The sequence below is a fragment of the Microbacterium sp. 69-10 genome (assembly GCF_001897945.1).
Classification (GTDB): Bacteria; Actinomycetota; Actinomycetes; order Actinomycetales; family Microbacteriaceae; genus Microbacterium.
The window spans coordinates 1-26,352 of record NZ_MKRT01000009.1 but is presented as its reverse complement, the minus strand read 5'-3'; the positions used below and the strand labels follow the sequence as shown (position 1 = coordinate 26,352).

General features: G+C 67.9%; 28 protein-coding genes, 2 tRNA genes and 1 pseudogene (1 of these 31 only partly in view). 10 read left to right on the top strand and 21 right to left on the bottom strand.

Features of this window, described 5'->3' with window-relative positions; all coding sequences use genetic code 11:
• The 5 genes from BGN97_RS18465 to BGN97_RS03950 all read right to left on the bottom strand — a co-directional run.
• On the bottom strand, nt 1-344 hold the 5' portion of the coding sequence (locus BGN97_RS18465; protein WP_363331394.1) for an aminotransferase class IV. Its footprint begins 130 nt before the window's first position; the window shows 344 of its 474 coding nt (coding positions 1-344); its start codon is at nt 342-344; its stop codon lies beyond the left edge, outside the window.
• Between the two features lie 180 nt (nt 345-524).
• Nucleotides 525-1,154 carry a DNA-directed RNA polymerase subunit beta gene (locus tag BGN97_RS03965; protein WP_285636634.1) on the bottom strand — a complete coding sequence of 210 codons (630 nt, stop codon included), beginning with the start codon at nt 1,152-1,154 and terminating at the stop codon, nt 525-527.
• Between the two features lie 21 nt (nt 1,155-1,175).
• Nucleotides 1,176-1,982, bottom strand: a complete 807-nt coding sequence (locus BGN97_RS03960; RefSeq protein ID WP_292698240.1) for an anti-sigma factor — start codon at nt 1,980-1,982, stop codon at nt 1,176-1,178.
• The gene (gene sigK / locus BGN97_RS03955) at nt 1,979-2,578 is read right to left on the bottom strand and encodes an ECF RNA polymerase sigma factor SigK (RefSeq protein WP_292698238.1); all 600 of its coding nucleotides are present in this window, start codon (nt 2,576-2,578) and stop codon (nt 1,979-1,981) included. Before sigK ends, BGN97_RS03960 begins: the two co-directional genes overlap by 4 nt.
• 34 nt (nt 2,579-2,612) lie before the next feature.
• The gene (locus tag BGN97_RS03950; RefSeq protein ID WP_292698236.1) at nt 2,613-4,322 is read right to left on the bottom strand and encodes a cytochrome c biogenesis protein DipZ; all 1,710 of its coding nucleotides are present in this window, start codon (nt 4,320-4,322) and stop codon (nt 2,613-2,615) included.
• 216 nt (nt 4,323-4,538) lie between these two features.
• On the opposite strand from BGN97_RS03950, the gene BGN97_RS03945 reads away from it, so the two are divergent.
• The gene (locus BGN97_RS03945; RefSeq protein WP_292698234.1) at nt 4,539-5,201 is read left to right on the top strand and encodes a fasciclin domain-containing protein; all 663 of its coding nucleotides are present in this window, start codon (nt 4,539-4,541) and stop codon (nt 5,199-5,201) included.
• Nucleotides 5,202-5,389: 188 nt separating this feature from the next.
• Nucleotides 5,390-5,462 (top strand) — tRNA-Lys (locus BGN97_RS03940).
• A 1-nt stretch (nt 5,463) separates the two neighbouring features.
• On the opposite strand, the gene BGN97_RS03935 is transcribed toward BGN97_RS03940, so the two are convergent.
• On the bottom strand, nt 5,464-5,952 hold the full coding sequence (locus BGN97_RS03935; protein ID WP_292698232.1) for a hypothetical protein: 489 nt from the start codon (nt 5,950-5,952) through the stop codon (nt 5,464-5,466).
• 118 nt (nt 5,953-6,070) lie between these two features.
• On the opposite strand from BGN97_RS03935, the gene BGN97_RS03930 reads away from it, so the two are divergent.
• On the top strand, nt 6,071-6,898 hold the full coding sequence (locus tag BGN97_RS03930) for a serine hydrolase domain-containing protein (RefSeq protein WP_292698230.1): 828 nt from the start codon (nt 6,071-6,073) through the stop codon (nt 6,896-6,898).
• Between the two features lie 30 nt (nt 6,899-6,928).
• Here BGN97_RS03930 and BGN97_RS03925 read toward each other — a convergent pair whose 3' ends face one another.
• The 3 genes from BGN97_RS03925 to BGN97_RS03915 form a co-directional block, all read right to left on the bottom strand.
• Nucleotides 6,929-7,447 carry a CGNR zinc finger domain-containing protein gene (locus BGN97_RS03925; RefSeq protein WP_292698228.1) on the bottom strand — a complete coding sequence of 173 codons (519 nt, stop codon included), beginning with the start codon at nt 7,445-7,447 and terminating at the stop codon, nt 6,929-6,931.
• A gap of 230 nt (nt 7,448-7,677) precedes the next feature.
• Nucleotides 7,678-8,325, bottom strand: a complete 648-nt coding sequence (locus tag BGN97_RS03920; RefSeq protein ID WP_292698226.1) for a YigZ family protein — start codon at nt 8,323-8,325, stop codon at nt 7,678-7,680.
• The gene (locus BGN97_RS03915; protein ID WP_292698224.1) at nt 8,322-8,903 is read right to left on the bottom strand and encodes a PadR family transcriptional regulator; all 582 of its coding nucleotides are present in this window, start codon (nt 8,901-8,903) and stop codon (nt 8,322-8,324) included. The genes BGN97_RS03920 and BGN97_RS03915 overlap by 4 nt, the downstream gene beginning before the upstream one ends.
• Nucleotides 8,904-8,956: 53 nt before the next feature.
• Here BGN97_RS03915 and BGN97_RS03910 point away from each other — a divergent pair, with 53 nt between their 5' ends.
• Nucleotides 8,957-9,445 carry an SgcJ/EcaC family oxidoreductase gene (locus BGN97_RS03910; RefSeq protein ID WP_292698222.1) on the top strand — a complete coding sequence of 163 codons (489 nt, stop codon included), beginning with the start codon at nt 8,957-8,959 and terminating at the stop codon, nt 9,443-9,445.
• Here the strand turns inward: BGN97_RS03910 and BGN97_RS03905 are convergent.
• The 10 genes and pseudogenes from BGN97_RS03905 to BGN97_RS03860 form a co-directional block, all read right to left on the bottom strand.
• On the bottom strand, nt 9,435-9,974 hold the full coding sequence (locus BGN97_RS03905) for a DUF1697 domain-containing protein (protein WP_292698220.1): 540 nt from the start codon (nt 9,972-9,974) through the stop codon (nt 9,435-9,437). The two genes, BGN97_RS03910 and BGN97_RS03905, sit on opposite strands and share 11 nt — an antisense overlap.
• Nucleotides 9,971-10,564: an isochorismatase family protein gene (locus BGN97_RS03900; RefSeq protein ID WP_292698218.1), complete on the bottom strand. Its 594-nt coding sequence runs from the start codon at nt 10,562-10,564 to the stop codon at nt 9,971-9,973. Before BGN97_RS03900 ends, BGN97_RS03905 begins: the two co-directional genes overlap by 4 nt.
• A 91-nt stretch (nt 10,565-10,655) precedes the next feature.
• A tRNA-Thr gene (locus tag BGN97_RS03895) sits at nt 10,656-10,727 on the bottom strand.
• 79 nt (nt 10,728-10,806) lie between these two features.
• On the bottom strand, nt 10,807-12,357 hold the full coding sequence (locus BGN97_RS03890; RefSeq protein ID WP_292698216.1) for an alpha/beta hydrolase: 1,551 nt from the start codon (nt 12,355-12,357) through the stop codon (nt 10,807-10,809).
• Entirely contained in the window at nt 12,354-13,511 is a 1,158-nt protein-coding gene (locus BGN97_RS03885) for a DNA polymerase III subunit delta' (protein WP_292698214.1), read from the bottom strand. Before BGN97_RS03885 ends, BGN97_RS03890 begins: the two co-directional genes overlap by 4 nt.
• A 41-nt stretch (nt 13,512-13,552) precedes the next feature.
• Entirely contained in the window at nt 13,553-14,182 is a 630-nt protein-coding gene (gene tmk, locus BGN97_RS03880) for a dTMP kinase (RefSeq protein WP_292698212.1), read from the bottom strand.
• Nucleotides 14,179-17,031, bottom strand: a complete 2,853-nt coding sequence (gene topA / locus BGN97_RS03875; protein WP_292698210.1) for a type I DNA topoisomerase — start codon at nt 17,029-17,031, stop codon at nt 14,179-14,181. The genes tmk and topA overlap by 4 nt, the downstream gene beginning before the upstream one ends.
• Nucleotides 17,032-17,148: 117 nt before the next feature.
• Nucleotides 17,149-17,475 (bottom strand): helicase, encoded by a 327-nt coding sequence (locus tag BGN97_RS03870; RefSeq protein ID WP_292698208.1) that lies wholly within the window; start codon nt 17,473-17,475, stop codon nt 17,149-17,151.
• Nucleotides 17,475-17,846 carry a TadE family type IV pilus minor pilin gene (locus BGN97_RS03865; protein WP_292698206.1) on the bottom strand — a complete coding sequence of 124 codons (372 nt, stop codon included), beginning with the start codon at nt 17,844-17,846 and terminating at the stop codon, nt 17,475-17,477. Before BGN97_RS03865 ends, BGN97_RS03870 begins: the two co-directional genes overlap by 1 nt.
• A pseudogene (locus BGN97_RS03860) lies at nt 17,846-17,962 on the bottom strand (DUF4244 domain-containing protein); the annotation flags it as partial. The pseudogene BGN97_RS03860 and the gene BGN97_RS03865, both read right to left, overlap by 1 nt.
• 190 nt (nt 17,963-18,152) lie before the next feature.
• Here BGN97_RS03860 and BGN97_RS03855 point away from each other — a divergent pair.
• Nucleotides 18,153-18,623, top strand: coding sequence for a hypothetical protein (locus BGN97_RS03855; RefSeq protein WP_292698204.1), 471 nt, complete (start codon nt 18,153-18,155; stop codon nt 18,621-18,623).
• A gap of 190 nt (nt 18,624-18,813) precedes the next feature.
• On the opposite strand, the gene BGN97_RS03850 is transcribed toward BGN97_RS03855, so the two are convergent.
• Entirely contained in the window at nt 18,814-19,356 is a 543-nt protein-coding gene (locus BGN97_RS03850; protein WP_292698202.1) for a DUF1643 domain-containing protein, read from the bottom strand.
• Nucleotides 19,353-19,949: a recombinase family protein gene (locus BGN97_RS03845; protein WP_292698200.1), complete on the bottom strand. Its 597-nt coding sequence runs from the start codon at nt 19,947-19,949 to the stop codon at nt 19,353-19,355. The genes BGN97_RS03850 and BGN97_RS03845 overlap by 4 nt, the downstream gene beginning before the upstream one ends.
• Before the next feature lie 193 nt (nt 19,950-20,142).
• Here BGN97_RS03845 and BGN97_RS03840 point away from each other — a divergent pair, with 193 nt between their 5' ends.
• The 5 genes from BGN97_RS03840 to BGN97_RS03820 all read left to right on the top strand — a co-directional run.
• Nucleotides 20,143-21,252, top strand: a complete 1,110-nt coding sequence (locus tag BGN97_RS03840) for a GTPase domain-containing protein (RefSeq protein ID WP_292698199.1) — start codon at nt 20,143-20,145, stop codon at nt 21,250-21,252.
• A gap of 330 nt (nt 21,253-21,582) precedes the next feature.
• Nucleotides 21,583-22,371 carry a hypothetical protein gene (locus BGN97_RS03835; RefSeq protein ID WP_292698197.1) on the top strand — a complete coding sequence of 263 codons (789 nt, stop codon included), beginning with the start codon at nt 21,583-21,585 and terminating at the stop codon, nt 22,369-22,371.
• A 3-nt stretch (nt 22,372-22,374) separates the two neighbouring features.
• Nucleotides 22,375-23,694 carry a ParB/RepB/Spo0J family partition protein gene (locus BGN97_RS03830; protein ID WP_292698195.1) on the top strand — a complete coding sequence of 440 codons (1,320 nt, stop codon included), beginning with the start codon at nt 22,375-22,377 and terminating at the stop codon, nt 23,692-23,694.
• A gap of 137 nt (nt 23,695-23,831) precedes the next feature.
• Entirely contained in the window at nt 23,832-25,577 is a 1,746-nt protein-coding gene (locus BGN97_RS03825; RefSeq protein ID WP_292698193.1) for a DEAD/DEAH box helicase, read from the top strand.
• Between the two features lie 260 nt (nt 25,578-25,837).
• Nucleotides 25,838-26,352: DUF3883 domain-containing protein (locus BGN97_RS03820; protein ID WP_292698191.1), on the top strand; the 515-nt coding region annotated here is incomplete at its 3' end.

Below are 26,352 nucleotides of genomic sequence, written 5' to 3'. Positions count from 1 at the left end.
CCGTGCTCCACGCCCCGGCTCAGGATCAGCTTGACGACGGCCTCGCCCTGCGGGATCCGCGAAGCGGCGACCGCGACCGCCTGCCGCCACTGCTCCAGGTTCGGCGCCGGCAGGTCGCAGATCCGCGCGGAATGGGCCAGCCGCTGCACATGCGCCTCGACCTCGTTGGCGTGTCCGTCGACGACGCCGATCGACTCGAAGACGCCGTCTCCGCGCTGGGTGCTGAACTCCCCCACGCTGAGCGCGGGGGCTTCGACATCCACGTCCGTGAAGGTGTCGGAGTAGTCGTCACGGGCATCCGCGACGTCGACGGGGTCGATCATCAGGGCGTAGCGCTGAGCCATGTCCACAGCTTAGGACGGTTGGGAATACCTCCGCCGAAGACGCGTTACACTTGATCGGCCGGGCCGCATAACCCCGGGCTCCAACTTCTGCCGCTGCGAGCGGCCTTCCGCCGAGAGGCGTTCTTGCGGCCCGGTCTTTCTCTGTCCGGACGACGTCTCAGCGCGAGCGCGTCCGTCGTCTCAGGTCAGCGCGCCGCGACGCCACGCGGCCGCACTCGCGGACAGGTCGTCGGCATAGCCGCTCAGGCGCAGGGCGCGGCGGGTGAGTTCACTGGCACGGCCGGGCTCGGTGGGCTCGTAGTCGTCGGCGGTGTGCGTGGCGCCGGAGGCCTGCACCCGGCAGTAGGCCGCTGCGCGTTCGAGCGCCACAGCGAAGTCGCCCTGGAACACCCCGCGCAGGATCGTGTCGACGAGCTCGGCGAGCTCCTCCGGGCTCGCCGGTGTCGGTGCCCCCGCGATCAGGCTGTCCGCCGACTGCAGCTCGACCCTGCCGCGCTCGTACAGCAGGGCGGTGGTCGCGGCATCGCTGCGGATCGCGATCTGCAGCAGGTAGAGCCGCCACAGCGCGCCGGGCAGCGACCGCGCGGGAGCGTGCGACCAGAGCTCGGCGATCTCGTCGATGCCGTGCTCGGACGCGAAGGCGATCAGTCGCTCGGTCGTCTCCCCCGTGACATCCTTCCGAGCCCGCTCGAGGAGAGCGGATGCCGTGGCGTGCGCGATGCGCGACTTCTCGGCGGGGTCCGCGGCTCCGACGAGGTTGTCGAAGGCCGCGGTCGGACGCCGGACGGGACGGTGGAACTGCTCTGGCACTCGATCCAGGGTACGCCAGCCTCAGGCGGTGGGGATGACGATGATCGGCTCGCTCGTCGGCGCGCCGGAGGGCGAGCCGCCGGACTGCTCCACCGTGACGGCGATCACGTCGCCTGCGCGCATGGAGCCCTTCAGCAGAGCCGTCGCACTGCCGTCCTCGGGGGCGAACACCCCGGCCGAGACGGGCTTGTCGCCGCGTACGAACCAGAGCTCGTAGGTCTTGCCGGCCGCGGGCCGCTCGAGCCCGGACGCCACCAGCACCGCCTCGCCCAGGTCGGCCGACCAGTGCGCGGTGGCCGTCGCTCCGGATCCCAGCTTCACCGTCGCCTGAGCGGCATCCGGTGCCGAGCGGATCTCGTCCAGCGCGACGACGGAGGCAGGGCGCTGCAGTTGGGAGACGACCAACGCGGTGGCGATGCCACCGCCGACGATCAGCACGAGGCACGCGGCGAGCGCGAAGAGCGCCCGCGACCAGCGCTTCGGCGCGGGTTGCGGGGCGTCCACCACGGCCTCCGCGTCCGACGCCTCCCCGACATGCGCTGCGGGATCCTGAGCGGACTGCGCGGCCGGACCGGCATCCGCCCGGCCGTCCGCGCCTGGCTGCGGCGTCGCCGCGATGCGCGCGAGCAGCTCCTCGCGGAGCATCGGCGGCGGCGTCACCGGAGGGAGAGCGGCGGCGAGGGTCGCCGCGGTCTGCTCGTCCTCGTCGATGTGCTCGTGCCACTCCGGATGCGCTGCCCGCGCCTCGAGGAAACGCCGCTCGTCCACTGCAGAGAGGGCGTGCAGAGCGTGTCCGGCCGCGAGCTCGGCGAATTCCCGCTCGTTCATGTCGACACCCCCAGTTCGCTGCGCAGCCGCGTCAGCCCGTCTCTCATCCTCGTCTTGATCGTTCCCAGCGGAGCGCCGGTCAGAGCCGAGATCTCGGTCTGACTGTAACCCCCGTAATAGGCCAGGATCAGTGCTTCCTGCTGCGCCTCCGGCAGCGCCGAGAGCGCCGCCACGACCCGCTCGCCTTCGATCTGCGCCTCGACCGCCTCCTCGACGACATCCCGGGCCGCATCGAGGTCACGCACACCGACGCGCACGTCACGATCGCTGCTCGACTGCGACGCCCGCACCCTGTCGACGGCCCGGCGGTGGGCGATGGTGAGCACCCAGGACCTGCCCTGCCCTCTGTTCGGAGCGAAGCGTCCGGCGGATTGCCAGATCTCCAGGAAGACCTCCTGGAGGACCTCCTCGCTCTGCGAGCGGTTCACCACCACGCGCAGGATCAGGGCGAACACGCGCGGCGAGAGAAGGTCGTACAGTTCGGCGAAGGCACGCCGGTCGCCTGCGGCCACGCGCACCAGGAGGTCGGCCGCGCTGTCTCGCGCCGAACCGTCCTCCGGCACTTCCAGGCCGTCGATCACCATCTCCACCAGCATGCCGCATCCCCTCCTCTCCCGACCCGCGCCACTCTCAACCGAAGGTGAATGAGTAGACCTGCACGCCCGGCGGCACCTCGACGGTGAGCTCACCGACCGCCGGCCCGCCCTGCTTCACCCCGTACGAACGCGGGCTGCCGTCCACATCGATGCGCTCGGTGGCGCCGTCCGGGCCCGTCACCACGATCCGGCCGGATCCCCCCATCACCATCCGCACCTCGTCGGCACGGTAGGTCAGACGGATGCTGCCGCCGTCGGAGCCCTCGGACGGTGCGGCGTACTGGCTCTGGACGTCCCACCGGCCGCTCAGCGTGAAGGTGTCCTTCGGCTGCTTCCGCGGGAACGCGAAGTCCTTCTCGCCGGATCGGTACGCACCCTCGCCGCCGTAGTTGCGGTCCTTCGAGAAGCCCAGAAACGTCTCCGGGGTGGTCGAGCCCACCTCGGGCGTGCTGTCGGCGACCTCCGTGGCGGCGGGAAGCGAGACATCGGGGTCGGCCTGCTCCAGCAGCTGCCGGATCAGCTTCTCGGTGGCGGAGTACGCGCCCTCCCCGAAGGCGATCTGCCGCACGACGCCCTTCGCGTCGATCAGGTAGTGCGCGGGCCAGTAGCGGTTGCGGTACGCGGTCCAGGTGGCCAGGTCGTTGTCGAGCGCCACGGGATAGTCGATTCCGAAGTCGCGGATGCCGGAGGCGACGTTGCCCGCGTCCTTCTCGAAGGCGTACTCCGGCGAGTGCACGCCGATCACCTGCAGGCCCGCGTCGCGATACGCCTCGTCCCAGGCGACGACGTGCGGGATGGAGCGCTGGCAGTTGATGCACGAATACGCCCAGAAGTCGACCAGCACCACCTTGCCGCGCAGCTGCTTCAGGTCGATGGCCTTCCCGTCCGGCGTGTTCAGCCACTGCGCGATGCCGCGGATCGCCGGTGCCGTGCCGCAGTCCTGCAGCGTGGCTGAGCCGTTCGTGCAGTTGCTGAGCTCCCGGTTCTCGTCGGTGACGAGGCCGCCCAGGTCGAGGGCCTCCGCCTGCTTGTCGGCGAGGTCCTGCTGCAGCGGCGCGGTGTAGTCCGGGAGCAGGCGCTGCAGCTGCTGCGGGACGTTGAAGACGAGTCCCACCGCCAGGGCGATCATCGCGATGCCGGCGGTGATGCGCAGGCCGCGCTCCCGAGTTCGGAACGCGCGGATCCGCTCGACCAGCCCGCGCCCGGCGAGGGCGAAGACCAGCAGCGGGACGGCCACGCCGATCGCGAAGGAGGCGGTGAGCAGCACCGTGCCGATGCCGATGCGCCCGGTCGAGCCCGCGACGATGATCGCGGCGAGCACGGGTCCCGCGCAGGGCACGAACACCGCGCCGAGGGCGAGCCCGACGCCGAATCCGCTCCCCCGGTTCTGCACCTCACGGCGGGGCACCCACTGGAACGGTCGCTCCAGCAGCTGCTCGAGCCGGGGCACGATGAGCGCGACGCCGATGAGGATCAGGACGACGATCCCCGCCCATCGGATGACGTCCTGCGGCAGGTGCAGCAGGGAGAGCAGCAGCGATCCGGCCAGGGTCACGACGCTGAAGCTCAGCACGAGGCCCAGGATCACCAGGTAGGGGCGGCTCCGCCGTGCGGGCGCCACCTGACCCTCGAATCTCGCCGACTGCGCGCCTCCGGTGAGGAAGATGACCGGGAGCACCGGCAGGATGCACGGGGAGATCCCCGTGATGAGGCCGCCGAGCAGCCCGATGATGATCAGATCCATGATCCGCCTTCCGTCGAGTGCTGTTCGGCCCCGGCCCGGATTCGGATTGCCTGAACGCGCCGCTGACGCGTCGCTGACGCATCGCGGTCACGCCCGGAAGGAGCCGCGGATGCTGCCGGAGAAAGACGTCCGAGAGATTCCCATCCGATCGCGGGAGGGCGCCGAACAACCCTCGACGCCGCGGGAGGTCCGCGGCCCTAGCAACCGGAGGTTGACATGCTCAGCACCAAGAAGAAGATCACCGCAGCTCTCTCACTCGGTTTCGCCGGCATCCTCGTGCTGGCGGGTTGCACGATGAGCGGCGGATCGGAGGCGACCTCGGAGCCGAAGGCACCGGAGACGTCCGACTCCGCATCCCAGGCCCCCGAGACGATGGACCCGGCGGCGAACCTCGTCGGTCCCGGCTGTGCGGACTACGCCAAGCAGGTGCCGGACGGACCCGGCTCCGTGCAGGGCATGTCGCAGGACCCGGTCGCCGTCGCCGCATCGAACAACCCGCTGCTGAAGACGCTGGTCTCCGCCGTGAGCGGGAAGCTGAACCCCGATGTGAACCTCGTCGATACGCTCAACGGCGATGAGTTCACGGTCTTCGCACCGGTGGACTCCGCGTTCGGCAAGATCGACCCGGCCACCATCGAGGCGCTCAAGACCGACTCGAAGACCCTCACCTCGATCCTGACCTACCACGTCGTCCCCGGACAGATCGAGCCCTCCGACATCGTGGGCATGCACAAGACCGTGCAGGGCGCTGATGTCGACGTGACCGGATCCGGCGACATGCTCAAGGTCAACGACGCCAACGTGATCTGCGGCGGCGTGCAGACCGCGAACGCGACCGTGTACCTGATCGACTCGGTGCTGATGCCGCCGGCTCAGTGACCGTCAGGTGATGCCGGCGCGTGGGGACGCCTCGGCATCGCCTGCCGGAGTGCCGGATCACGGAGGAGACCGGCACTCCGAGGAGAGCGCGCTCGCCGGCCTGCCGGCGGGCGCGCTCGTGCGTCCACGGGTCGACGACGCGGCTGCTCCGCCGGATAGGATGGATCGGTCAGGTCCGCCCTGACCAGGGGCCTCTAGCTCAGTTGGCAGAGCATCGGACTTTTAATCCGCGGGTCGTGGGTTCGAGCCCCACGGGGCCCACCTACGCAGGCATCGCCTGTGCTCGACGGGCGTTGCTCGCGAGCACCAGCTGCGCGATCCATTCGATCAGCAGCCACAGCCATGCCCCCGCCCACACCACCGCGCAGGCGAGGCAGAGGATCATCGACAGGTCCGAGCCCGCCGACGTGGAGCTCGTGCCGGCCAGTTCGGTGAACGCCGAACCCGAGTTCCCGTCGTCGCCGCCGTCGATCAGGAAGAATCCCACTCCGACCACGGCGACGGACGTCAGCCACGCGGCGATGATCGGCCGCAGGCCTGCGGAGCCCGTCCGCAGCACTCCGCGCGCCCGCAGCAGCCCGTTCGCCGCGATGACGATCTGCGTGGCCCAGCCGATCAGCAGCACCGGGCTGTACAGGAGCATGAAGACCAGCATCCAGCCCGGGACGACGAACTTCACCAGCAGTGCGACGAACGGGAAGACGATCAGCGCCAGCCCGGCGAGGGTGGCGGTCGTGCGCGAGACGCTCATGGCCCCGATCATGCCAGACGGCCGCCATGCGACCGCGGACGCCGGCGCGATATGGGAGGATTCCAGGGCGCCGGGAGCCGCTCCCGCACGACGAGCCGAACCGAGCAGGAGGAGCCCCATGACCGCCCTGGACGACGCACTCGCCGCCATAGAGACCTGGCCGGTGGACAACGCTGCGGCCGCCGTCGTCTCCGCCACGGGCACCGTCCTCGCCTCGCAGGGTGACGTCTCGCGGCCGTTCCGGCTGGCGTCGGTCACCAAGCCGCTCACCGCGTATGCGGTGCTCATCGCCGTCGAAGAGGGGGTCTTCTCGCTCGACACACCGGCGGGCCCGGAGGGGTCCACGGTTCGCCACCTCCTCGCCCATGCCTCCGGCCTGGACATGACCGAGGACGTCGTGCGCGCCGCGCCCGGCACGCGCCGGATCTACTCGAACCGAGGGTTCGAGGTGCTGGCCGACGCGGTGACGGAGCACTCCGGCATCCCGTTCGTCGAGTACCTGGACGAGGCGGTGTTCCAGCCCCTCGGCATATCATCGTCGCAGCTGCAGGGCTCGCCCGCGGCCGCCGCCGTCTCCACGGTCGCCGACCTGTGCCGCTTCGCGGCGGAGCTGCAGCGCCCGGCCCTGATCTCGACGCAGACGCTCGCGGATGCGACCGCCGTGGCCTTTCCCGGGCTCTCCGGGGTGCTGCCGGGCTACGGGATCCAGCGCCCCAACGACTGGGGCCTGGGGTTCGAGCTGCGCGACGGCAAGACGCCGCACTGGACCTCGGCGGCGAACTCCCCCGCGACCTACGGGCACTTCGGCCAGAGCGGGACGTTCCTGTGGGTGGATCCGGATGCCGGCGTCGCCTGCGTCGCCCTCGCCGACCGGGACTTCGGCCCGTGGGCGATCGAGGCGTGGCCGCCGCTGTCGGATGCCGTGCTCGCCGCGCTGCGCGGCTGACGGCCCGTCGACAGGCTCGGGGACCCGAGCTCAGATCCCGCGCGCGCGATGGCGCCGGACGGCGTCGCGGTTGGCGCAGCGCACGGAGCAGTAGCGCTGCCGTCCGTTGCGGGTGATGTCGACGTAGACGTTCTCGCACGGCGCGGCGGCGCAGCGCCCGAGCCTGTGCATGCCGCGCTCGGTCAGATGCAGCGCGGTGCCGACGCTGATCACGGCCTCGAGCACGTCAGGCAGCGAGCGTCCGGCGTCGCGGTAGTGCAGATGCCACCCTTCTCCGTCGTGGTCGGTGAGCTGGGGGTACGCGGCCGCTGCGGCCATCTGCCGGTTCAGGGCCGCAGCGCGGGCGGCGTCGTCCTCGGCATCCACCACGGCGAGCCAGGCGTCCACCACCCACCGTGTGCGGACGTGGTCGTCGGAGGCGACGTCGAATGCCATCGTCATCCCGAATTCGCGCGTGCGCTGCTCGATCCCGTCACGGTGGTCCGGCCATTCGTTGGCCAGGGATGCGGCGAGAAGCACCGCGTACTCCCCGTAAGGGTTGAGATGCATAAGGCCATTACATCATCGTGGTGACATGACCGCATCCCGTACCGCACCGATCCGCATCCCGAGCCCGCTCCCCCCGCACGAGCACGCGTGGACGACCGAGTCCGCACACCGCACATCCGAGGGTGAGATCGTCTACGTGCGCTGTACGGGATGCGGGGCGCGGCGCGTCGATCTGCGCGGCGCAGACGGCATGCCGCCCGCGCCGTGGAGTCGCGTGAGCCCGACACGGCTCAGCGCGGGACGTCCACCACGCGCTCGATCCCGGTGACGGATGCCACCACGGAGCCGCCCGAGGAGGCCGCGATCTCGCCCTGCAGTGCTTCGATCACGTCCGCGGGGCTCCACACCTCGAAGACCGCCTGCTCGCGGTACTGCGGCTCGCCGAGCACGGCGCAGTTCCTGTCGGTCCAGTCGCGCAGCAGGTTGTCGAAGCGCCCCGCATCGGCATGCGGCACGGCGATCGTCACCTGCGCGAGCATCAGCCGATCGACGAGGGAGGCCAGATCCAGCGCCTCGGAGACCGCCGACGAGTACGCCCGCACCAGGCCGCCGGCGCCCAGCTTGATGCCGCCGAAGTAGCGCGTCACGACGGCGACGACATCGGTCAGCTCCCGGCGGCGAAGCACTTCGAGCATCGGGATGCCCGCGGTTCCGGACGGCTCGCCGTCGTCCGAGGAGCGCGCCCGATCGGCGTCGATCCCGGTTACCTGGGCGCTGCAGTTGTGCCGGGCGTCCCAGTACTGCTTCTTGATCCGGGCGATGACCCCATCCGCCTCCTCGGACGAGGACACGGGCGCCACGTGCGCGATGAACCGGGACTTCCTGATGACCAGTTCGTGGTCCACGGCGGCAGCGATCGTGGCGGGACGTGTGCTCACCGGGACAGCCACTCGAGCTCGCCGCTCTCCAGCCTCCCGACGAGCGCGCGGAACCACTCCCGTTCGGCTTCGAGCTGGCTGCGCTCGTATTCTGTCTCGACGAGCAGGATGGCAGGCACGTCCGTGGCCGCCCGCAGGTCGGATGTCTGCCGGGCGATGGTCGCTTCCAGCGCGGCAACGCGGGCACGCAGCGCCAGGACTGCTTCGTCTCGCGAGAGAACGCCGAGGAACGACAGCGCCGCCACCGTGCCGATGCGGTCACCGTGCGGCGCGGACAGCATGAGAGCCACCCGCCTGCGCACCTCAGCACGACCTGCTTCGGTGAGCGCGAAGACCGTGCGCTCGGGGCGCCCGCCCGCCTGCTCCGATCCGATCGGCTCGATCAGGTGCGCGCGCTCCAGTCGCTGCACAGCGTGGTAGATGCTGCGTGGAGCACCCGTGACGAAATCCTTGTGCGTCTCGACGACGAACCGATGGATGTCGTACGGATGCCGTGGGCCGACAGTCAGCAGCGCGAGCACGGTCAGCGCGGGCAGGTCGCGGTCTGCGCGGCTGAGCTGTCGGTCGTCATCGGTCACCATGCGAGTCTACGAGCTTGACTTCTAATAATGCAGAGTGCACTATTAGCTTCATGCAGATTGCACTAAAAGGAGTCTCCCGGGCGGACATCCCCGCTGGAATCGTCGACTCGCTGGAGCGGATGCGCCGCGCCTGGGATGCCGGCGACGCTGCCGCCTACGCGCAGGAGTTCACCGAGGACGCGAGCTACGTGATCTTCATCGGCACGATCACGCGCGGGCGGGGCTCGATCCATGCCGATCATGTGCCGCTGTTCGAGAAGTGGCAGCGCGGCAGCCGCATGTCCGTGGTCGTACTGGGCGTGCGGATGCTGAGTGACGATGTCGCCGTCGTGCTGACCGAGGGTGGAATCGGCAAGGGCACGCGCATCCGACACGACAAGACGCAGACGTTCGTGTTCATACGCGAAGACGGCACCTGGCGGTGCGCAGCATTCCAGAACACCAAGCGCAATCGGCTGTTCGCGGCGATCAATGCGCGGGAGCAGAAGAGGCTCGCATCGGCGCGAGCGGCCGGTTGGAACCGGCCGCTCAGGCGGTGAGCTCGATGAGCTTGCGCAGCGTCAGGATGTTGCGGGCGGTGCCCGCCGTGCCGAGCGCTCGGTCGAGCACCGACCGCGTGAGCTTCGTGTTCGCGGCCCCGCTCAGGCCGTAGTCGATCCACAGATCGCCGCCGACGAGCGCGATGCGCTCCCCCGGCTGCAGGCGCGCGCGCAGCGCCTCTTCGGCATCCGGCTGCGGCTCGCCCTCCAGGAACATGATGTGCAGCATCTTGTCGGCCACGGCATCCGGGAAGGGGCTCGCCTCCAGAGCCGCCACGAGCTGCTCGTGGGTGCGCGCGATCACCGGGGTGTCGGCGTCGAACGCCTCGTGGATCAGCCTGCGCACCTGGGCGCACGCCTCGCCGATGTCGCCGGTGACGTCGGCCATGACGTTGCCGCTGGCGATGTACGTGGCGATGTCCCGCAGGTCGGTGCGCTCAGCCAGCAGGTCACGCAGCTCCGCCATGGGCACGCGGTTCCTGCCGCCGACGTTGACGGCGCGCAGCAGCAGGGCGCAGCGGACGCTCACCGGGCTTCGGCCTCGGCCGCGCCGTCCACGAGCTCCGCACCCGCGTGAGCGAGCTCGGCCAGCGCCGCCCGGCTGGCCTGCTCGTCGACACCGGCGATGAGGTCGGTGAGCACTCGCACGTGCACACCGTGCGCGATGGCGTCCAGCACCGATGCACGCACGCAGTGATCGGTCGCGATGCCCACCGCATCCGCATCCGTCACGCCGTGCGCGGTCAGGATGCCGCCGACCGTCTCCCCGTCCTCGGTCCTGCCCTCGAACATCGAGTACGCCGGAACGCCCTGGCCTTTGAGGACGTGGTGAGTGACGGCGTCCGTCACCAGCAGCGGATCGTAGGCGGCGCCGTCGGTACCGGCGACGCAGTGCACGGGCCAGGAGTCCACGTAGTCGGGCTCGTCGGAGAAGTGGCCGCCGTTGTCGCCCTCGGCATCATGCCAGTCCCGCGAGGCGATGACCACGGCGTACTCCGCCGCGTGCGCGGCGAGATGCGCGGTGACGGCGGATGCCACGGTGTCCCCGCCAGCGACGGCGAGCGCGCCGCCCTCGGTGAAGTCGTTCTGCACGTCGACGATGAGGAGTGCTCTGCTCATCCCTCGAGCGTACGCGGCGCACAGCCGGCGCGGGAAGGGCGGCCCGCCGGAACGGGAAAGGCCCCGGAACGGGAGTTCCGGGGCCGATCTGAGCCACCTGTCAGGATTGAACTGACGGCCTTCCCATTACGAGTGGGATGCTCTACCACTGAGCTAAGGTGGCGTGCGCAGCGGACTGCGGCACAAGCAATGATCCTACTACGAGGATGCGGCCTCCGCGAAACCGAGGCCGCATCGGCGGGTCATTCGCAGCGCAGACCGTCCTTGGGAGCCTTGCCGTCGATCAGGAAGCGCTCGACGGCCTGGTCCACGCAGCCGTTGCCCTTGTTGTAGCCGGTGTGCCCCTCGCCCACACGGGTGACGAGGACGCCGTTCTGCAGCTGCTCCGCGAGCGATTCGGCCCAGGCGTAGGGGGTGGCGGGGTCATTGGTGGTGCCGACCACGACGATCGGGCCCGAGCCGTCGGCCGTGATCCTCTCCCGCACACCGGTCGGCGCGTGGGGCCACACCTTGCACGGATCCGGCGCCTGCCAGTACGGGGCGAACGTGGGGGCCTTGGCCTCCAGCTGCGTGATGACGGCGGCCTCCGCGGCCGGATCCTCTTCGACCGGGTAGTCCATGCAGTTGTACGCGCGGAACGCCTCGGCGGTGTTGTCGGCGTAGGTGCCGTCGGGGTTGCGCGAGTTGTAGGAGTCGGCGAGCCCCATCATCACGGACGGGTCGCCCTGCAGCGCCGCGGTGATCCCCTTGGTCAGGTAGGACCAGCTCTGCTGGCTGTACATCGCCGCGATCGTGCCGGTGATCATGGAGTCGACGGTCAGCATCCGCCCGTCGCCGTTCTTCATCGGCGTGCGGGAGATGCTCGACAGCAGGGCGCGGAAATCGGTGAGGGCCTCGTCGACCGAGCCGTTGAACGGGCAGTCCCGGCCCGCCAGGCATCCCTCCAGGTAGGCGCGCAGCGCCGACTCGAAGCCCTCGGCCTGGATGGTGCTGACCTCGAGGCCCGGCACGGCCGGATCGATCGCGCCGTCCAGCACGAGCCGCTGCGCCCGCTCGGGGTACAGCTTCGCGTAGGTCGCCCCGAGGAACGTGCCGTATGAGTAGCCGAGGTAGTTCAGCGTCTTGTCGCCCAGGACGCCGCGGATGAGGTCCATGTCCCGCGCCGAATTCACGGTGGTGATGTACGGCAGCAGGCCGTCGCTGTTCGCCTCGCAGGCGTCGGCGAAGGTCTTGTCCCGCGCGGAGAGCGCAGCTTCCCACTCCGGCGTGTTGCGCGGACCGGGCACCACGCCGTAGAGGTAGTCGTCCATCTGCTTCGCGTCGAGGCAGCGCACCGCGGTGGAGCGGCCGACGCCCCGCGGGTCGAAGCCGATCACGTCGAAGTCCTCGATCAGATCGGCGCCGACCGCGTAGTCCAGGCTGTCGTGGACGAAGTCGTAGCCGCTCGCACCGGGTCCGCCGGGGTTGATCAGCAGCGAGCCCTGGGAGGTGCCGGTCGCCCGGTGCCGCACGATCGCGAGCTCGAGGTCCCCGTCGGCGGGCTTCTCCCAGTCGCGCGGGGCCTTCACCTCGGTGCAGTCGAAGCCGGCGCCGCACGACTTCCAGGTGAGCTTCTGCGAGTAGTACGGCAGGAGCTCGGCGGAGACGCCGCTCGTGTCGGCCGTGCGCGCCGGCGCGGGCGCCCCGGCGGGGATCTGGGCGTACAGGCATCCGGAGAGCACGACGGATGCCGCGGCGACTCCGGCCAGGACGGTGAGGATGCGGCGCGCAGCGCGCCGTGCTCGATGGATCACGGGGTCCTTCCGCTGGAGATGGTCACCAGGAGGCTCTCGGTCGCGAGCAGCGGCGAGACGTTGCGCTCCAGGGACTCACGGGTGTCGCTGATGGCGTCGAGGGCGATGAGCGCGCGCTCGACCGGCCAGGCCGCCGCGAGGGCTTCGAGCTCGGTGCGCAGCTCGCTGTTGATCAGCTCGCCTGTGCGACCGAACTGCAGCATGACCACGTCGCGGTACATCGACTGCAGGTCGGTGAGCACCCGGTCGATCCCGTCGCGCAGGCTGCGGGTGGCCCGCTTCTTCTGGTCGTCCTCGAGGGCCGAGAGCTGCGGCCGCAGCGCGGGCGGGACGGCCTGCCCCTCGGCGATGCCGACCGTGCGCAGCAGCGCCGCGCGCTCGGCGGCGTCGCGCTCAGCCGTCAGCGCCTTGGCGTCGTCGGTGGCGGCCTGGATGATGTGTCCGGCGACCTCGACGGCGGTGCCCACGCCGCGCACCCCGAGCACCGCGCGGAGGGTCTCGTCGCGCCGGCGGCGCGCACCGTCGTCGGTGGCGAGGCGCTGGGCCATGCCGATGTGGCGCTGCGAATGGCGGGCGGCCTGCTCGGCGGTGGCCTCGTCCACGCCCGTGCGCAGCGCGATCAGGCGGGCGACGTCGGCGACCTCCGGCTCGCGCAGGCGCAGCGCGCGCACCCGGGAGCGGATGGTGGGCAGCAGGTCGGCCTCGCTGGGGGCGCACAGCACCCAGACGGTCTGCTCGGGCGGCTCCTCGAGCGCCTTCAGCAGCACGTTGGAGGTGCGCTCGACCATGCGGTCGGCATCCTCGACCACGATCACCCGGTAGCGCCCGGCCGACGGGGAGAAGAAGGAGCGGGCGACGAGCTCGCGCGCCTCCTTGATCGTGATGAGCACCTTGTCGGTGCGCAGCGCCGTGAGGTCGGGATGCGTGCCCGCAAGCACCTGCCGCATCGCGTTCTCGTCGTCCGGATGCTCGGCGATGAGCGCCGCAGCGAAGGCGTAGGCGAGCGTGGAGCGGCCGGATCCGGGAGGACCGGTGATCAGCCACGCGTGCGAGAGGGCGGCAGGATCGGAGGCCGCCTGCTGGAGCGTCTCGACGGCCGCATCCTGACCCCACACCTCGCTCCACGGGAACGGGGCGAGCGCGGCCTGAGTCATGCTGTCCAGCCTAACCTCGGCACCGACATCGACCTGCGCGTTCAGAGCAGCACGGGCAGGCGGGCGCGGATCACGCTCGCGATGTCGTCGGGATCGCGGGTGGCGTCCACGACGAGGAAGCGCCCCGGCTCGGCCGCGGCGAGGCGCAGGTACGACTCCCGAACGCGGGTGTGGAACTCCTCCTTCTCGGCCTCCAGCCGGTCGAACGGCTTGTCGTCCGCGTCCAGTCGGCGACGGGCCTCGGAGGGGTCGATGTCGAGCAGCACGGTGACGTCGGGCAGCGCGCCCTCCGTCGCCCACAGCGACAGGTCGCGCACCTCCGTGGCATCCAGCACGCGCCCGGCGCCCTGGTACGCGACGGACGAGTCGAGATAGCGATCCTGGATGACGACATCGCCGCGCTGCAGCGCGGGACGCACCACGGTGGCGACGTGGTGCGCGCGGTCGGCGGCGTACAGCAGCGCCTCGGCGCGCGGTGCGACCTCACCGCGGTGGTGCAGCACGATGTTGCGGATCAGCACGCCGACCTCGGAACCGCCCGGCTCACGCGTGTGCAGCACCGTGCGGCCCTGCGCGCCGAGCCATTCGGCCAGCAGCGCCGCCTGGGTGGTCTTCCCCGAGCCGTCGCCGCCCTCGAGCGTGATCCAGAGACCCCGACGCTCGGAGGTCACGAGCCTGCCTTGGCCTTGCGCGCCGCGTCGGCCTTCGCGATCGCGTTGGCCTTGCGGGTGGCGGCCGCCTTCTTGGCGGCCTCCGAGCGCGCGGCCGCCTTCTGATCGTCGGTCAGTGCCTTCTTCGCAGGTGCCTTCTTCGCGGCGGGCTTCTTCGCGGGAGCCTTCTTGGCCGCCGTCTTCTTCGCCCCGCGCTTGGGCGCAGGGCCCTTGGCCCGCTTGTCGGCGAGCATCTGCACGGCGATCTCGAAGGTGACGTCGTCCGGGGTCTGCCCGCGCGGGATGGTGACGTTCGTCTCGCCGTCGGTCACGTAGGCGCCGAAGCGTCCGTCGCGGATGCGGATCGGCTTGCCGCTGACGGGGTCGGCCTCGAACTCCTTGAGCGCGCTGGAAGCCCGCCGCGAACCCGCACCGTACTTCGGCTGGGCGTAGATCGCCAGCGCCTGCTCGAGCGTCACGTCGAAGATCTGGGATTCGCTCTCCAGCGACCGCGAATCAGCGCCCTTCTTCAGGTACGGGCCGTAGCGGCCGTTCTGCGCGGTGATCTCCTCGCCGGACTCAGGGTCCTTGCCGACCACGCGAGGCAGGCTGAGCAGCTGCAGCGCGGTGTCGAGGTCGATGGTGTCCACCGACATGGAGCGGAACAGCGAGGCGGTGCGCGGCTTGGGCGCGGCCTCCTTCTTCTTGGCGCTCTTCTTCTTCGGCGCGGCCTCGACGACCTCACCCGTCTCGGTGTCGACCTCGTCCTCGTCGGACACCGGGTCGTTCTCCTGCACGTACGGGCCGAACCGTCCGTCCTTGACCACGACGATCTTGCCGTTCTCGGGGTTCTCCCCCAGCACCCGATCGCCGGCGACAGGCGCGTCGACCAGCTCCTGCGCCTTGGCGGGCGTCAGCTCATCGGGGGCGAGGTCCTCGGGCACATTGACGATGCGCGGCTTGGCATCGGGGTTCGCCGGGTCGACGACCTCGAGGTAAGGCCCGTACTTTCCGAAGCGGAGCGTGGCGGTGTCGGTGATGCGGGTGGAGTTCAGCGCCCGCGCGTCGATCTCGCCGAGATTGTCGACCACCTGCCGCAGCCCGACATGGGCGTCGGAGCCGAAGTAGAAGGAGCGCAGCCACTCGTTGCGGTTCTGCTCACCACGGGCGATCGCGTCGAGGTCGTCCTCGAGTGCCGCGGTGAAGTCGTAGTCGATCAGATCGGCGAAGTGCTGCTCGAGGAGCCGCACGACGCTGAACGCCAGCCAGGTCGGCACGAGCGCCTGGCCGCGCTTGGACGCGTAACCACGGTCGATCACGGTGCCGATGATGCTCGCGAACGTCGAGGGGCGGCCGATGCCGTGCTCCTCGAGCGCCTTGACCAGCGAGGCCTCGGTGTAGCGGGGCTTGGGGGTGGTGCGGTGGCCCTTGGCCTCGGCATCCGCCATCGCCAGCTCGTCGCCGACGGCGACGGCGGGCAGGGACTGGTTCTCGGCGGAGTCCTGCGCGTTGCGCTTCTCGTCGCGGCCCTCCTCGTACGCCTCCAGGAAGCCCTTGAAGGTGTAGACGGTGCCGGATGCGGTGAACTCGAGCCGCTTGCCGTCGGCGTCCGACTCCAGCGTGACCGTAGTGGTCTCGTACTTGGCGTCGGACATCTGGCTGGCGACCGTGCGCTTCCAGATCAGGTCGTAGAGACGCTGCTCCTCGCGGTCGAGCTGGGAGGAGAGGGATGCCGGCGTCCGGAAGTTCTCGCCCGATGGACGGATCGCCTCGTGAGCCTCCTGCGCGTTCTTGCTCTTGGACTTGTACACACGGGGCTTGAGCGGCACCGCGCTGTCGCCGTACAGCGCGACGGCCTGGCTGCGCGCGGCCTGGATGGCCTGCGTCGACAGCGCGACCGAGTCCGTACGCATATAGGTGATGTACCCCTTCTCGTAGAGGCGCTGGGCGACGCTCATCGCCTGCTTCGCACTCATCGAGAGCTTGCGCCCGGCCTCCTGCTGCATGGTGGAGGTGGTGAAGGGTGCATAGGGGCTGCGGGTTCCCGGCTTGGCCTCGACCTTGCTGACGGTCGCGGCGCCCGCGTCGTTCACGGCCGCGGCGAGGGCCATGACCTCGGCCTCGGTCAGGACGACGACGGCCTTCTTCAGCTTTCCGGTGTCGTCGAAGTCGGTGCCGCGGGCGAGCTGTCCGCCGTCCACGCGCACCAGGCGCACACCGAAGGACTGCCCGGTCGCGGAGGCCTGCGCCTCGACGTCCCAGTACTCAGCCGAGGTGAACGCCATCCGCTCGCGCTCGCGGTCGACGATCATGCGGGTCGCGGCAGACTGCACGCGTCCGGCGGACAGGCCGGACTTGACCTTGTACCAGAGCACGGGTGAGACGTCCCAGCCGTAGAGCCGGTCCAGGATGCGGCGGGTCTCCTGCGCGTCGACGAGCGCCAGGTCGAGGTCGCGGGTGCGGCCGACGGCCGCCTGGATCGCGTCCTTGGTGATCTCGTGGAAGACCATCCGCTTGACGGGGACCTTCGGCTTGAGGGTCTCCAGCAGGTGCCACGCGATGGCCTCGCCCTCGCGGTCCTCATCAGTGGCGAGCAGGAGCTCGTCGGCGGTCTTCAGGGCGCGCTTCAGTTCGGCGACCGTCTTCGTCTTGCGGTCGGAGACGACGTAGTAGGGGTCGAAGTCGTGGTCGACGTCGATCGAGTACTTCCCGTACGCCTGCTTGTCGGCGGCGGGGATGTCCTTCTTGTCGGCGAGGTCGCGGATGTGGCCGACGGAGCTGAGCACCTCGTAGCCATCGCCGAGGTATCCCTGGATCGACCGCATCTTCGTCGGGGACTCGACGATGACGAGCTTCTTGCCTTGTGCCAAGAGAGCGTCCTTTCTTCGAAGCACACCATACACACCGCTCTCCTGGTGCGGACACAGCGTCGCATCGACACGGCATCGTCGGGTGACCGGAGGCGGGGGGGGTGGGGGTCGTCGTCCTCATCCCTCGGGTTGCCCGGCACGGGCGCGGGAGACGGCGACGAGACCAGCGTACGCGGATTCGACCTGCACGGTCACCATGAGCCCGTCCGCCCGGCACGCGACGAGCGTCGCGCCGGCTGCCAGCGCCACCTGTGCCGCGAGGGCGCAGGGGTCCTCGCCGGTGACGATCGCACCGGACGCGGCGTCGGCTGCGGCGAGCGCCGCGGCATCCGCCGCGCCCGCCGCGCGCTGGGCCGTGACGGCCGCGCCGCCGACCGCGGCCAGCCCGAGCGACAGCGTCGCGGCGACGGCCAGGATGCCGGATGCCAGCGCCGTGCCGGCCATCACAGCCCTCCCGCGAGGGCGCAGCTGCCGGCGCTCAGCGGGATGCTGATCAGCCGCCCGATCCGCGTCTGCACGGATGCCGTGACGCACACCAGGCCGGCACCGTCGCGCGAGGTCATGGTCGCTCCCTCGACGGCGGCGACCGCTGCGGCCGCCCGGGCGGCGCTCTCGCCGCGCCCGAGCAGCCGTGCGGCGTCTGCCGCGGCATCCTGCAGCGCCACCTGCGTGGCCGCGGCGCCCAGGGCTCCGACGCCCAGCATGAGCGCGAGCAGCACCGCCGGCAGCGCGACCGCCAGCTCGGCGGCGGCTGATCCGCGCTCCCCGCGGAGTGCGGCGGGCGCCCGCGCGAGACGCGGCAGGTGCGCGCGCATCACGACACCGTCAGCGCCCGCCGCACGAGGTCGGTGAGGATGCCGCGCACCTCGTCCGACCTCATGATCACGACCAGCAGGACTCTCGACGAGTTGCTCGCAGCCCGTGCCAGGCTCGTCGGCGTGAAACCGAATCACGATGGGACCGCACGCAAGTGGCTTCTGTCAGGTATCGCGATCTGCTCGGTATGTCGCGAACCAGTGCGGTCGGCGCGCGGAGAGACGCATCCCACAGCGCGGAAAGACGGCACAGGGCCCGCCCCTCGCACGAGGTACCACACCTATCGCTGCGTCAACGGGCACTTCATGCGTAACGGCGACATCATCGACGAGCTCGTCGCCGAGCTGTGCATTCGGCGTATCGCAGAAGCCGATGCGAGCGAGCTTTTCGGAACTGCAGACGACTGGCCGGATATCCCAGCGCTTCACGCTCAGCGGACGGCACTCGAAGGACGGCGGTCTTCGATCTCCTCGCTTCTTGCCAAGGGGCTCTTGACCGAGCGAGACGCCGAGCAAGATCTCACTGACCTCGCAGCAGAGATCCGCGCGGTGAACGATGAACTCGCCCAGGCTGTCCAGTTGAGTCCGCTCGCGGACCTTGCGAGCGTCGGCGACGCGCACGTGTGGTGGGCGCAGGTCACGTTGGCACGCCGGCGGGCAGTCATCGATGCACTCATAACCGTTGCCATCCGGCCTGTCGGAATGGGGAAACGCGTCACGACGCTTGACGCGGCGATCGAGACGGTCGAGATCGACTGGCGCGCCCGGTCGCGGTAGCGTTACCGCGACTCTTCGAACGGGTCGATGACGGTGTGTACTCCATGCACCGGACAACTGAAACCGATTCGGATCCCCTCGCCGTCCCCGGCCTCGAACGGCTCAGGCTCGCAGTCGCGTCCACACTGAGGACACGTGCGGTACAGCTCGTTGCCCGAGCCGTCGCCTTTGCGGATCTCGGGAAAGTCACTCACGAGAGGTACTCTTTTGGACCGAGCATAGGTAGCGGACGTCCCGGCGGATGCGGGTGCCGCGGGTTGCCCTGGTTCGTCAGCGGGTCCAGCGTGAACAGCCGGACGCCCATGCGAACCAGCAGTGCACGCACGTCGATCAGGGCTCGCTTCAAGGTGGCAGAGCCTCCCATGTCGCCCCATCCGCCCAGGACCTCGTTCGAGCTGAGCTGTGACAACACCTGCTCGACGGCGTCGCAGTTCGCGGCCGAGAGCCCAGCGTCGTACGCCTTGAGCGCGCTGGGCTTTGGTGAGCGCTCCGGATAGAGGTTCAGCATCAGCCAACCCCCATGCCCGGCGATCTCTTCGCTCGCCCGGATCACACGGTTTACTGTCTTGTCCGACTGGGTCTCGCGCGCGTGCGAGGGATTCATCCCGATTACGATCAGCGGCGGCGACGCGGGCGACGTTTCGCCTAGTCTGCCCAGAGCGAAGCGGTGCGCGGGGTGCGCGGGGTTTGGCTCCCAGAAGTCCGGCTCCTGACCCGCGGGATAGGAGATCATGCTGCTCCCATCTGGGCGAGTTCGGCATAGCGGCCAGTGCCGCTGAGCGCCGCGTGGAGCGTTTGTCGCGCGACGCCGAGGTCTCGGGCCACCCGGGCCTTCGGCACTCCGCTGGCGACACGCTGGCGGGCCTCCGCGACCTGCGCAGGCGCAAGTTTCGGGCTGCGATCGTACCGGCCCTGGGCTTTCGCGATAGCGATGCCCTCGGCCTGCCGTTCCCGGATCGTCGCCCGTTCCAGCTGCGCGACCGCCGCGAGGATCGTGAGCATGAATTCGCCTTGTGCCGTATCGGTGTTGAGCGCAGGGTTATCGACGAACTCAAGCGCGACGCCCTTAGCCTTGAGCGTCTCGACGAACTTCAGAAGGTCCGTGGTCGACCGCGCGAGCCGGTCTGGGGACTTGACACGCAGCACGTCGCCCTCGCGGACGTAGGCGAGCATCTCCCGAAGCTGCGAGCGATCGACACTCCCACCGGAGACAGCCTCCGAAAACAGCCTGTCGACATCGCCGAGCACCTCGAGCTGCCGCGCAGGGTTCTGGTCAGCCGCGCTCACGCGGATGTAGCCAACGATCTGGCCGCGGTGTCCACTCATGTCTAGACCCTTCGTCATCTGGGTCCCATGATGCACCTAGACGACGACATTGGACGGCCAAGCCCGCGGGTCGTGCAGCGTCCACTCGGGTACACGCTGATTCACAGCTCCGCGCCACGTCGTCGCCTGCCGCTAACGTGATCCACGTAGCGTTGCGACATGGCAGCTGCTGGACTATGAGGGGCGGCGACGGATGAGCGAGGACTGGGCCACCGAAGAGTTTCGCAAGAAATGGCAAGAACAGGCTGATGAGATCGGACGCTTCAATCTCGCGATCTTTGGCAAGACAGGTGTCGGAAAGTCCACGCTCATCAATGCAGTGTTCGGCGAGACCGTCGCGCCTACCGGTATTGGAGAGCCCGTCACGATGAGCGAGCACCTCTACCTCCATAACAGCGGGTTCCTCGGCCTGCTTGACACGCGCGGGCTCGAGATCGGGCGGGACACGAACAAGCTCATCGCCGAGCTCGGCACGTACGTCAAGCAAATGCGCAAGGGGCCACTCGTCGAGCAGGTGCACGTCGCCTGGTACTGCGTGCGCTCAGCAGACCGACGATTCGAAGCTACTGAGGCAGACTTCATCCGCCGCTTGCATGAACTGGACCTGCCCGTGGTCGTCGTACTTACTCAAGTACCGTCCCGTGAGGGGAACCTCCACCCCGATTCTCTGGAGATCGCGCGCCACATCGAGACGCTCGACCTTCCGATCGTCGGTGGACGGGTATATCCGGTCATGGCGCAAGGGGATGAGTTCTCATCGCAGCCGCAGCACGGCTTACAGGAACTCCTCGATGCCACCTTTCGCGTCGCGCCCGAAGGTGTCCGAGTTGCCCTTACCGCCGCTCAGAAAGTGGATCTCGCGCGGAAGCGCGCTCAGGCGAACAAGGCCGTCCTCATAGCCGCCGGTGCGGCTGGGACGGTTGGCCTCGTCGCTGGGGCCGATTATCGGCTGCAGGGGATTACACAGTTGGTACTGACCGCGAAGATCGCCGCGATCTATGGCATCGATCAAGAAGTAGCAGCGGTGGCCGCGGCCGCCGCAGGCGCCGCAATCGGGGTCGGTGTGGATCGCGCAACCGAGGAGGTTGCGAAGCGCATGTCGGACGGTGGCGAGAAGGCTCAGGGCACCGTCACGGCAATTTCGCTCGGCGCGTTCACCTTGGCCGTCGGTTATGCGTGGATGGCTGTGTGCGATCAACTCGCTCAGGGCAAGCTGCAGGGACTGGACGGCATCTTGAGCAGCGAAGGGGTGCGTGCGATTTTTCTAGCGCGATTCGAAGTCGCAGTGCGAGACACGGCCTAAGCACGCCGGACCCACAGCGTGCTCGGCGGGGAAACGTGGATATGCCGGGCTGGCGGAACCCCGCTGTCGACGAGGCCGCAGCCTCAATCTCGCCGACACTTCGGGTTGGCGAACCGGCCGCTCGCCTGGGGTGAGCTCAATGTCAACACCCGCGGCGTGCCGCCTCATCGTCGGAGGTGCTTGGTAGCCTCACTGGGAACGGGAACGACAAGTTGATGGAGACAGGGATGTCGGCGATGGTGGGACTCACGACGGTTAGGCCGGCGCGTGGCTAGCCCCGCGGACGTTGCCGCACCGTGTCGGCACGTCGGCTCACCCCCTGCTGATGTCGTGGATCGTGCCGCCGACGTGATTCGCGCGCTATCCGCGCATTCGGATCTTCTCGCGCAGTACGGCATTTCGTCCGAGGAATACTCATCCGCGCTGCCCGCTGCGATTGAGACGCTCCGCGGGAGAATGAGCGCAAGCAACGCGAGTCGGCGCCAGTTTCTTTCTGGCGTGCTGGCCCACCTCGTGGACCGCGGACTTGCGACGAGCATGTCCACTCCCGCGTACGGCGATGACACTGTCTACCGGCTTGATGTGCCATCGATCGGAGCGGTCGCCATCATCCAGAAGGGCTGCCCGGATGGCGCACATAGCAGTGTTCGCTGGTCGGCGCCCCCGTGGGCGCAGGAGACCTATCTGTGGTGGCTGTGCCCGAGCCTGAAGGCGCATCCAGGCGAGCATGTCTCGAAGGGCGTCAACCGGCTTCGCCAACGCTTCTTCTCCGATGCGCCCGACAGTCTGTCCGGCATCATCTTTCACAATGAACTATGCGGCACGGCCCAGCGTCCTTGCCCGAAGCAGTCGAAATCCGTCGAGATCGGCGGCCAACTAGTTCCTGCGCCGTGTGTCTATACGATGCCGGAGCGCGACGGTGAAGCCAGTTCATGGAACTGGGGCGGCGACCGGAGTCTGAAGTTCCCGGTGATATTGCTACAGGCGTTCGGAGTAACACCAGCCGAGACTGAATCCTTCACCGGATTCGTAGGTTTCCAGCGGAAGGCCAACGGCACACTTCGCACCACGATTACCACTCGATATGGAGCTGCGCGCTCCTCAACCTTTAGGAACTGACTGTTGACTAATTCCGTACTGGACCAAGAACGCGCGGTCTTCTTGTCGGCACGCACCGTCATCGGGAAGACGCAGGTTCCCGCATGGCCACGGGCGGCGAAAGAACTGAATCTCGTCGAGGTGGAAGTGGATTGGGTGCGGTTTTCGACGCTGAACCATCGAACGCGCGCCGAGCAACGGGCGAAGATCGCGCAAGTAGGCGACTCGGGGCTCTTCACGAGCGATCCACTCGGCCCGAAGGCCCAGCAAGCGCAGTACGGGATCCTCTGCGAACAGGATGGCTTCCGCGACCTAAAGCAGGACCTTGAGTCTCGCGGTCAGCAGGAACCGGCTATCGTCACGGCCGACGGCGTGCTCATCAATGGGAACAGGCGGGCCGCAGCGCTGCGGAGTCTGTACAAGGACGACGACCGCCCGGCAGCCCGCTATGTCCAGTGCCTCGTCCTGCCGGCCGACGCGACACCGCCAGAACTGATCGATCTCGAGACCGAACTTCAGATCGCTCGAGACTTCAAGCAGGAGTACGGCTGGATCAACGAAGCATTACTGATCGAGGAACTCTTTGACCGAGAGAACAAGGACTTCCAGCGCGTCGCCTCACGTATGCACCGCGAGGTATCCGACGTACGCTCGCTCTACGAGAAGCTTCAGCAGGTTCATCAGCTTGTCGACCTGTCCGCGGGCGCACGTCACCACATCGACTTCAACGAAAATGAGTCGGCGTTCGACGAACTCGCTAAGCACATCAAGAACAAGCAACCGAGCGAGGCCGAGGCCGTTCGCTCGGTGTACTTCCTTGGAACCCTCGCAAACGTTCGCTATCGAAAACTTCGCCACCTCCGTCGGCCGGACGCCGCCACGCTCGTTCAGAAGGAGCTTGAGGGTGATCCCACGCTGAACCGATTGCTTTCGACCGCCTCATCCGGACTTCCGGAACCGTCCGAACCCGACCTCCTGGACGAGGTCCTGGGGAATGCCGCCGAGTCGGCACCGCTGACGTCGCTGTTGTCGCTCCTCGCTGGAAAACGGCCGGACGAATCTGTGGACATCGGCGACGGTGACACAGTCGGAGTAAGCGACATCCTGGACAGCCTCGGAAGCGCCATCAATGCGGCCGCAGACGAAGCCGAGGAAGAACAGCGCGACCAGACAGCACAGTCAACTCCGCTCACCAGAACCGACAAAGCAATCGCGGAGTTCGAGCGCGCGATAGCGGCCTTGCCAAAAGCTCGCGCCTTTGATGGTTTCGACGAAGCTGGGATGTTGGAACGAGTCAAGCGGCTCCAGAAACTGATCGACGGCTACTCCGCCACCGCATCGTGATCTTCGTCGAACTGGGCGAGGGCCGTCGCCCGACTGTCGTGATCACGCGGAAGTCAGGAACTCCGACGGGGGCCTGGGCGCATCTACAATCTCTGCTATCGCGTGGGATCGTAGGCGGAGATTCCGCTCGGCTGGAGGTGCGAGCCGAAGTCTTCCTCGCGGAGCTCGCCGGCATCCGCGAAGTTCGAACGTTCTTCAATGAGCAGATCGACTTCGGCGAAAAAGTCAGAAGTCAACTCGCGACCCTGGCCAGTGACCGCAAGGCTCGCGAAGACGCAGTAGAGGGTGCGGTGCGAGTTTCGACAGCTGAGCTGGCCGCGGAATTGGCCGCAAACGGGTTCCGGCGAACATTGAAGCCGTTCCAGCTGCGCAATCTTGCCAAGATCTCACTTCTCCCGCATGGAGCCGACTTCTCTGTGCCTGGGGCCGGGAAGACAACCGTTGCGCTAGCCAATCATTCACTCCAACGTTCTCGAGGAATCGTTGAGCGCCTGCTTGTGGTCGCTCCTATCGCCGCATTCGAGGCATGGAAATCGGACTCATCCGCCTGCCTTGTGGTTGCCCCCACCATTGCCGTGCATTCGGGGCCCGGAGGACTGATCCCGCGAGACACGGAGATTCTTCTTACGAATTACAACCGCGTAGCCGCCGATTACGAGCGGGTTCGTGATTTCGTAGCGGCCGCACCGACACAGGTCGTGCTCGACGAGGCGCATCGGATCAAGCGGGGAGCAGCGGGCGTGCATGGGCGTGCCGTGTTGGACCTAGCGTACGTCGCTCGTCGACGCGATGTCTTGACAGGGACACCGGCTCCACAAGGTGCAACTGACCTCATTGCACTGATGAGGTTTCTCTACCCTGGGCAAGATCGCGCGATCCTCCCGGAAAGCGCTTATGACGAGGCGATGGGGCGCGACCCAGACGTCGTCAAGGAGACCAGCCAGGCAATCCAGACGTACTTCACGCGAACGGCGAAGTCCAGTCTCGGCATACCAGACCCAGTGTGGGAGATCGTCGATCGTCCAATGGGACCTATCCAGAGCGCGATCTACGCTGCGCTCGTAGGAAGATACCGCGGCGACTTCAGTCTTCCGAAGGAGTCCAGGCGTGAGTTCGACAGGCTCGGTCGTATCGTGATGTACCTTCTGGAGGCGGCCACGAACCCCGCTCTTCTAGTAGCTGGTTCTGACGCTGACGATGAGAAAGGATTCGCCCATCCGCCGATCATGCTGAATGGCGACGAGCCCTTGACCAAGCTTCTATACGACTACGGGCAGTACGAGCGACCTTGGAAATACACCTACGTGCAGGAGGCAGTAGCCGCCGCCGCCGCCCGAGGAGAAAAGGTTCTGGTCTGGTCGACATTTGTGCGTAATCTGAAGGCTCTGGCGCGAGACCTGAGTGCTTTCAACCCCGCAATCATTCACGGTGGAGTTCCGCCTGAAGACGCGGCTCCGGCTGGGGCGCTAACCCGCGAGGCCGAACTTGAGCGCTTCCGGAACGATCCTGGGTGTTCCGTGTTGTTGGCAAACCCCGCCGCGGCAGGCGAGGGCATCAGCCTTCATCACTGGTGCCATCATGCGATCTTTCTCGACAGGACCTTCAACGCCGGCCACTTCCTGCAGAGTCAAGACCGGATCCATCGCCTGGGGTTGGCACAGGACGTTGTCACCCGGTTCACCGTGCTCCTCAGTGACGAATCGATCGACGGCGTCGTGGATGATCGACTACGAGAGAAGGTGAGTGCTCTCGCACAACTGATGAACGACCCTGGGTTGGTACGCGTTGCACTGCCTGAAAGCGACGAGAACCACGAAGCACCTGCAGCTGAGCAGGATGATATGTCGGCAATTCTCGCTCACATGCACGTCGAGTCATTGTGATCCCGACGCACGGCTCCGCAACGAGTGCCTTCCTCCTAGCGAATGCGATTCGCTACGAAGCCCAAGATGACGTCTGTGCCTGGATCCGCGCTGCGCAGAGTCGAAGTGCCTTCCTCGCCGTGGCCGTAGATCACAAGCCCGTCGCGGAACTCCTGCTTCGAAGCGGCATGGCTTCGGCGTCGGATGGGATTCGACCAAGCGCGCGGCTGAGGGCAGTGTCCGATCACGCGGATAGGGCAACGCTCCTGGCAATTGCAGCGATGTTCCTCGAGATTGATCCACCTTCGTGGCTGCAGCTCGCCGTCGTCGGAGACGAGGTCCGCCAAGAACTCATACCATCCGCTGACCGGGACGGACTCGCATGGCTCGAACCGGAGCTCGAACAGATCCTTCGAGACGCTCACCCCGCTAGCGCTCAAGCGAGCAGCGTACTTGCGCTTGGCCTTGGACGAGCGGCCGAACTCGTGATCTTTGCTGCTCTCGACGCGAACGGCGCGTCGCCCGTGCATGTTGCCGAGATCTCGGATCGCTTCGGTTACGACATCGAGAGCACCGGCTCGTCCACCTCGCGGTGGGAGGTCAAGGGGTGCACCGCGCTCACGGCCGATAGGTTCCACTTGACTCGCAATGAGTACGAAGTGTGTCGTCGTTACCCAGATGAGTGGGTGCTTGCACAGGTCCAGTTCAACGCAGCGGCGCTGATTGCCGACGAAGTGAGCTCCACCCACATAACCGTCATTCGCGGGTCAAGCCCCAGGACGTGGTGTAGTGGTCG

Coding starts and splice junctions, on each gene's coding strand:
- BGN97_RS03960 (WP_292698240.1), bottom strand. CDS start 1,982: ATGAACGAGCGGGAATTCGCCGAGCTCGCGGCCGGACACGCTCTGCAC.
- sigK (WP_292698238.1), bottom strand. CDS start 2,578: ATGCTGGTGGAGATGGTGATCGACGGCCTGGAAGTGCCGGAGGACGGT.
- BGN97_RS03950 (WP_292698236.1), bottom strand. CDS start 4,322: ATGGATCTGATCATCATCGGGCTGCTCGGCGGCCTCATCACGGGGATC.
- BGN97_RS03945 (WP_292698234.1), top strand. CDS start 4,539: ATGCTCAGCACCAAGAAGAAGATCACCGCAGCTCTCTCACTCGGTTTC.
- BGN97_RS03935 (WP_292698232.1), bottom strand. CDS start 5,952: ATGAGCGTCTCGCGCACGACCGCCACCCTCGCCGGGCTGGCGCTGATC.
- BGN97_RS03930 (WP_292698230.1), top strand. CDS start 6,071: ATGACCGCCCTGGACGACGCACTCGCCGCCATAGAGACCTGGCCGGTG.
- BGN97_RS03925 (WP_292698228.1), bottom strand. CDS start 7,447: ATGCATCTCAACCCTTACGGGGAGTACGCGGTGCTTCTCGCCGCATCC.
- BGN97_RS03910 (WP_292698222.1), top strand. CDS start 8,957: ATGCAGATTGCACTAAAAGGAGTCTCCCGGGCGGACATCCCCGCTGGA.
- BGN97_RS03900 (WP_292698218.1), bottom strand. CDS start 10,564: ATGAGCAGAGCACTCCTCATCGTCGACGTGCAGAACGACTTCACCGAG.
- BGN97_RS03885 (WP_292698214.1), bottom strand. CDS start 13,511: ATGACTCAGGCCGCGCTCGCCCCGTTCCCGTGGAGCGAGGTGTGGGGT.
- BGN97_RS03870 (WP_292698208.1), bottom strand. CDS start 17,475: ATGGCCGGCACGGCGCTGGCATCCGGCATCCTGGCCGTCGCCGCGACG.
- BGN97_RS03865 (WP_292698206.1), bottom strand. CDS start 17,846: ATGCGCGCGCACCTGCCGCGTCTCGCGCGGGCGCCCGCCGCACTCCGC.
- BGN97_RS03855 (WP_292698204.1), top strand. CDS start 18,153: ATGCGTAACGGCGACATCATCGACGAGCTCGTCGCCGAGCTGTGCATT.
- BGN97_RS03850 (WP_292698202.1), bottom strand. CDS start 19,356: ATGATCTCCTATCCCGCGGGTCAGGAGCCGGACTTCTGGGAGCCAAAC.
- BGN97_RS03845 (WP_292698200.1), bottom strand. CDS start 19,949: ATGAGTGGACACCGCGGCCAGATCGTTGGCTACATCCGCGTGAGCGCG.
- BGN97_RS03840 (WP_292698199.1), top strand. CDS start 20,143: ATGAGCGAGGACTGGGCCACCGAAGAGTTTCGCAAGAAATGGCAAGAA.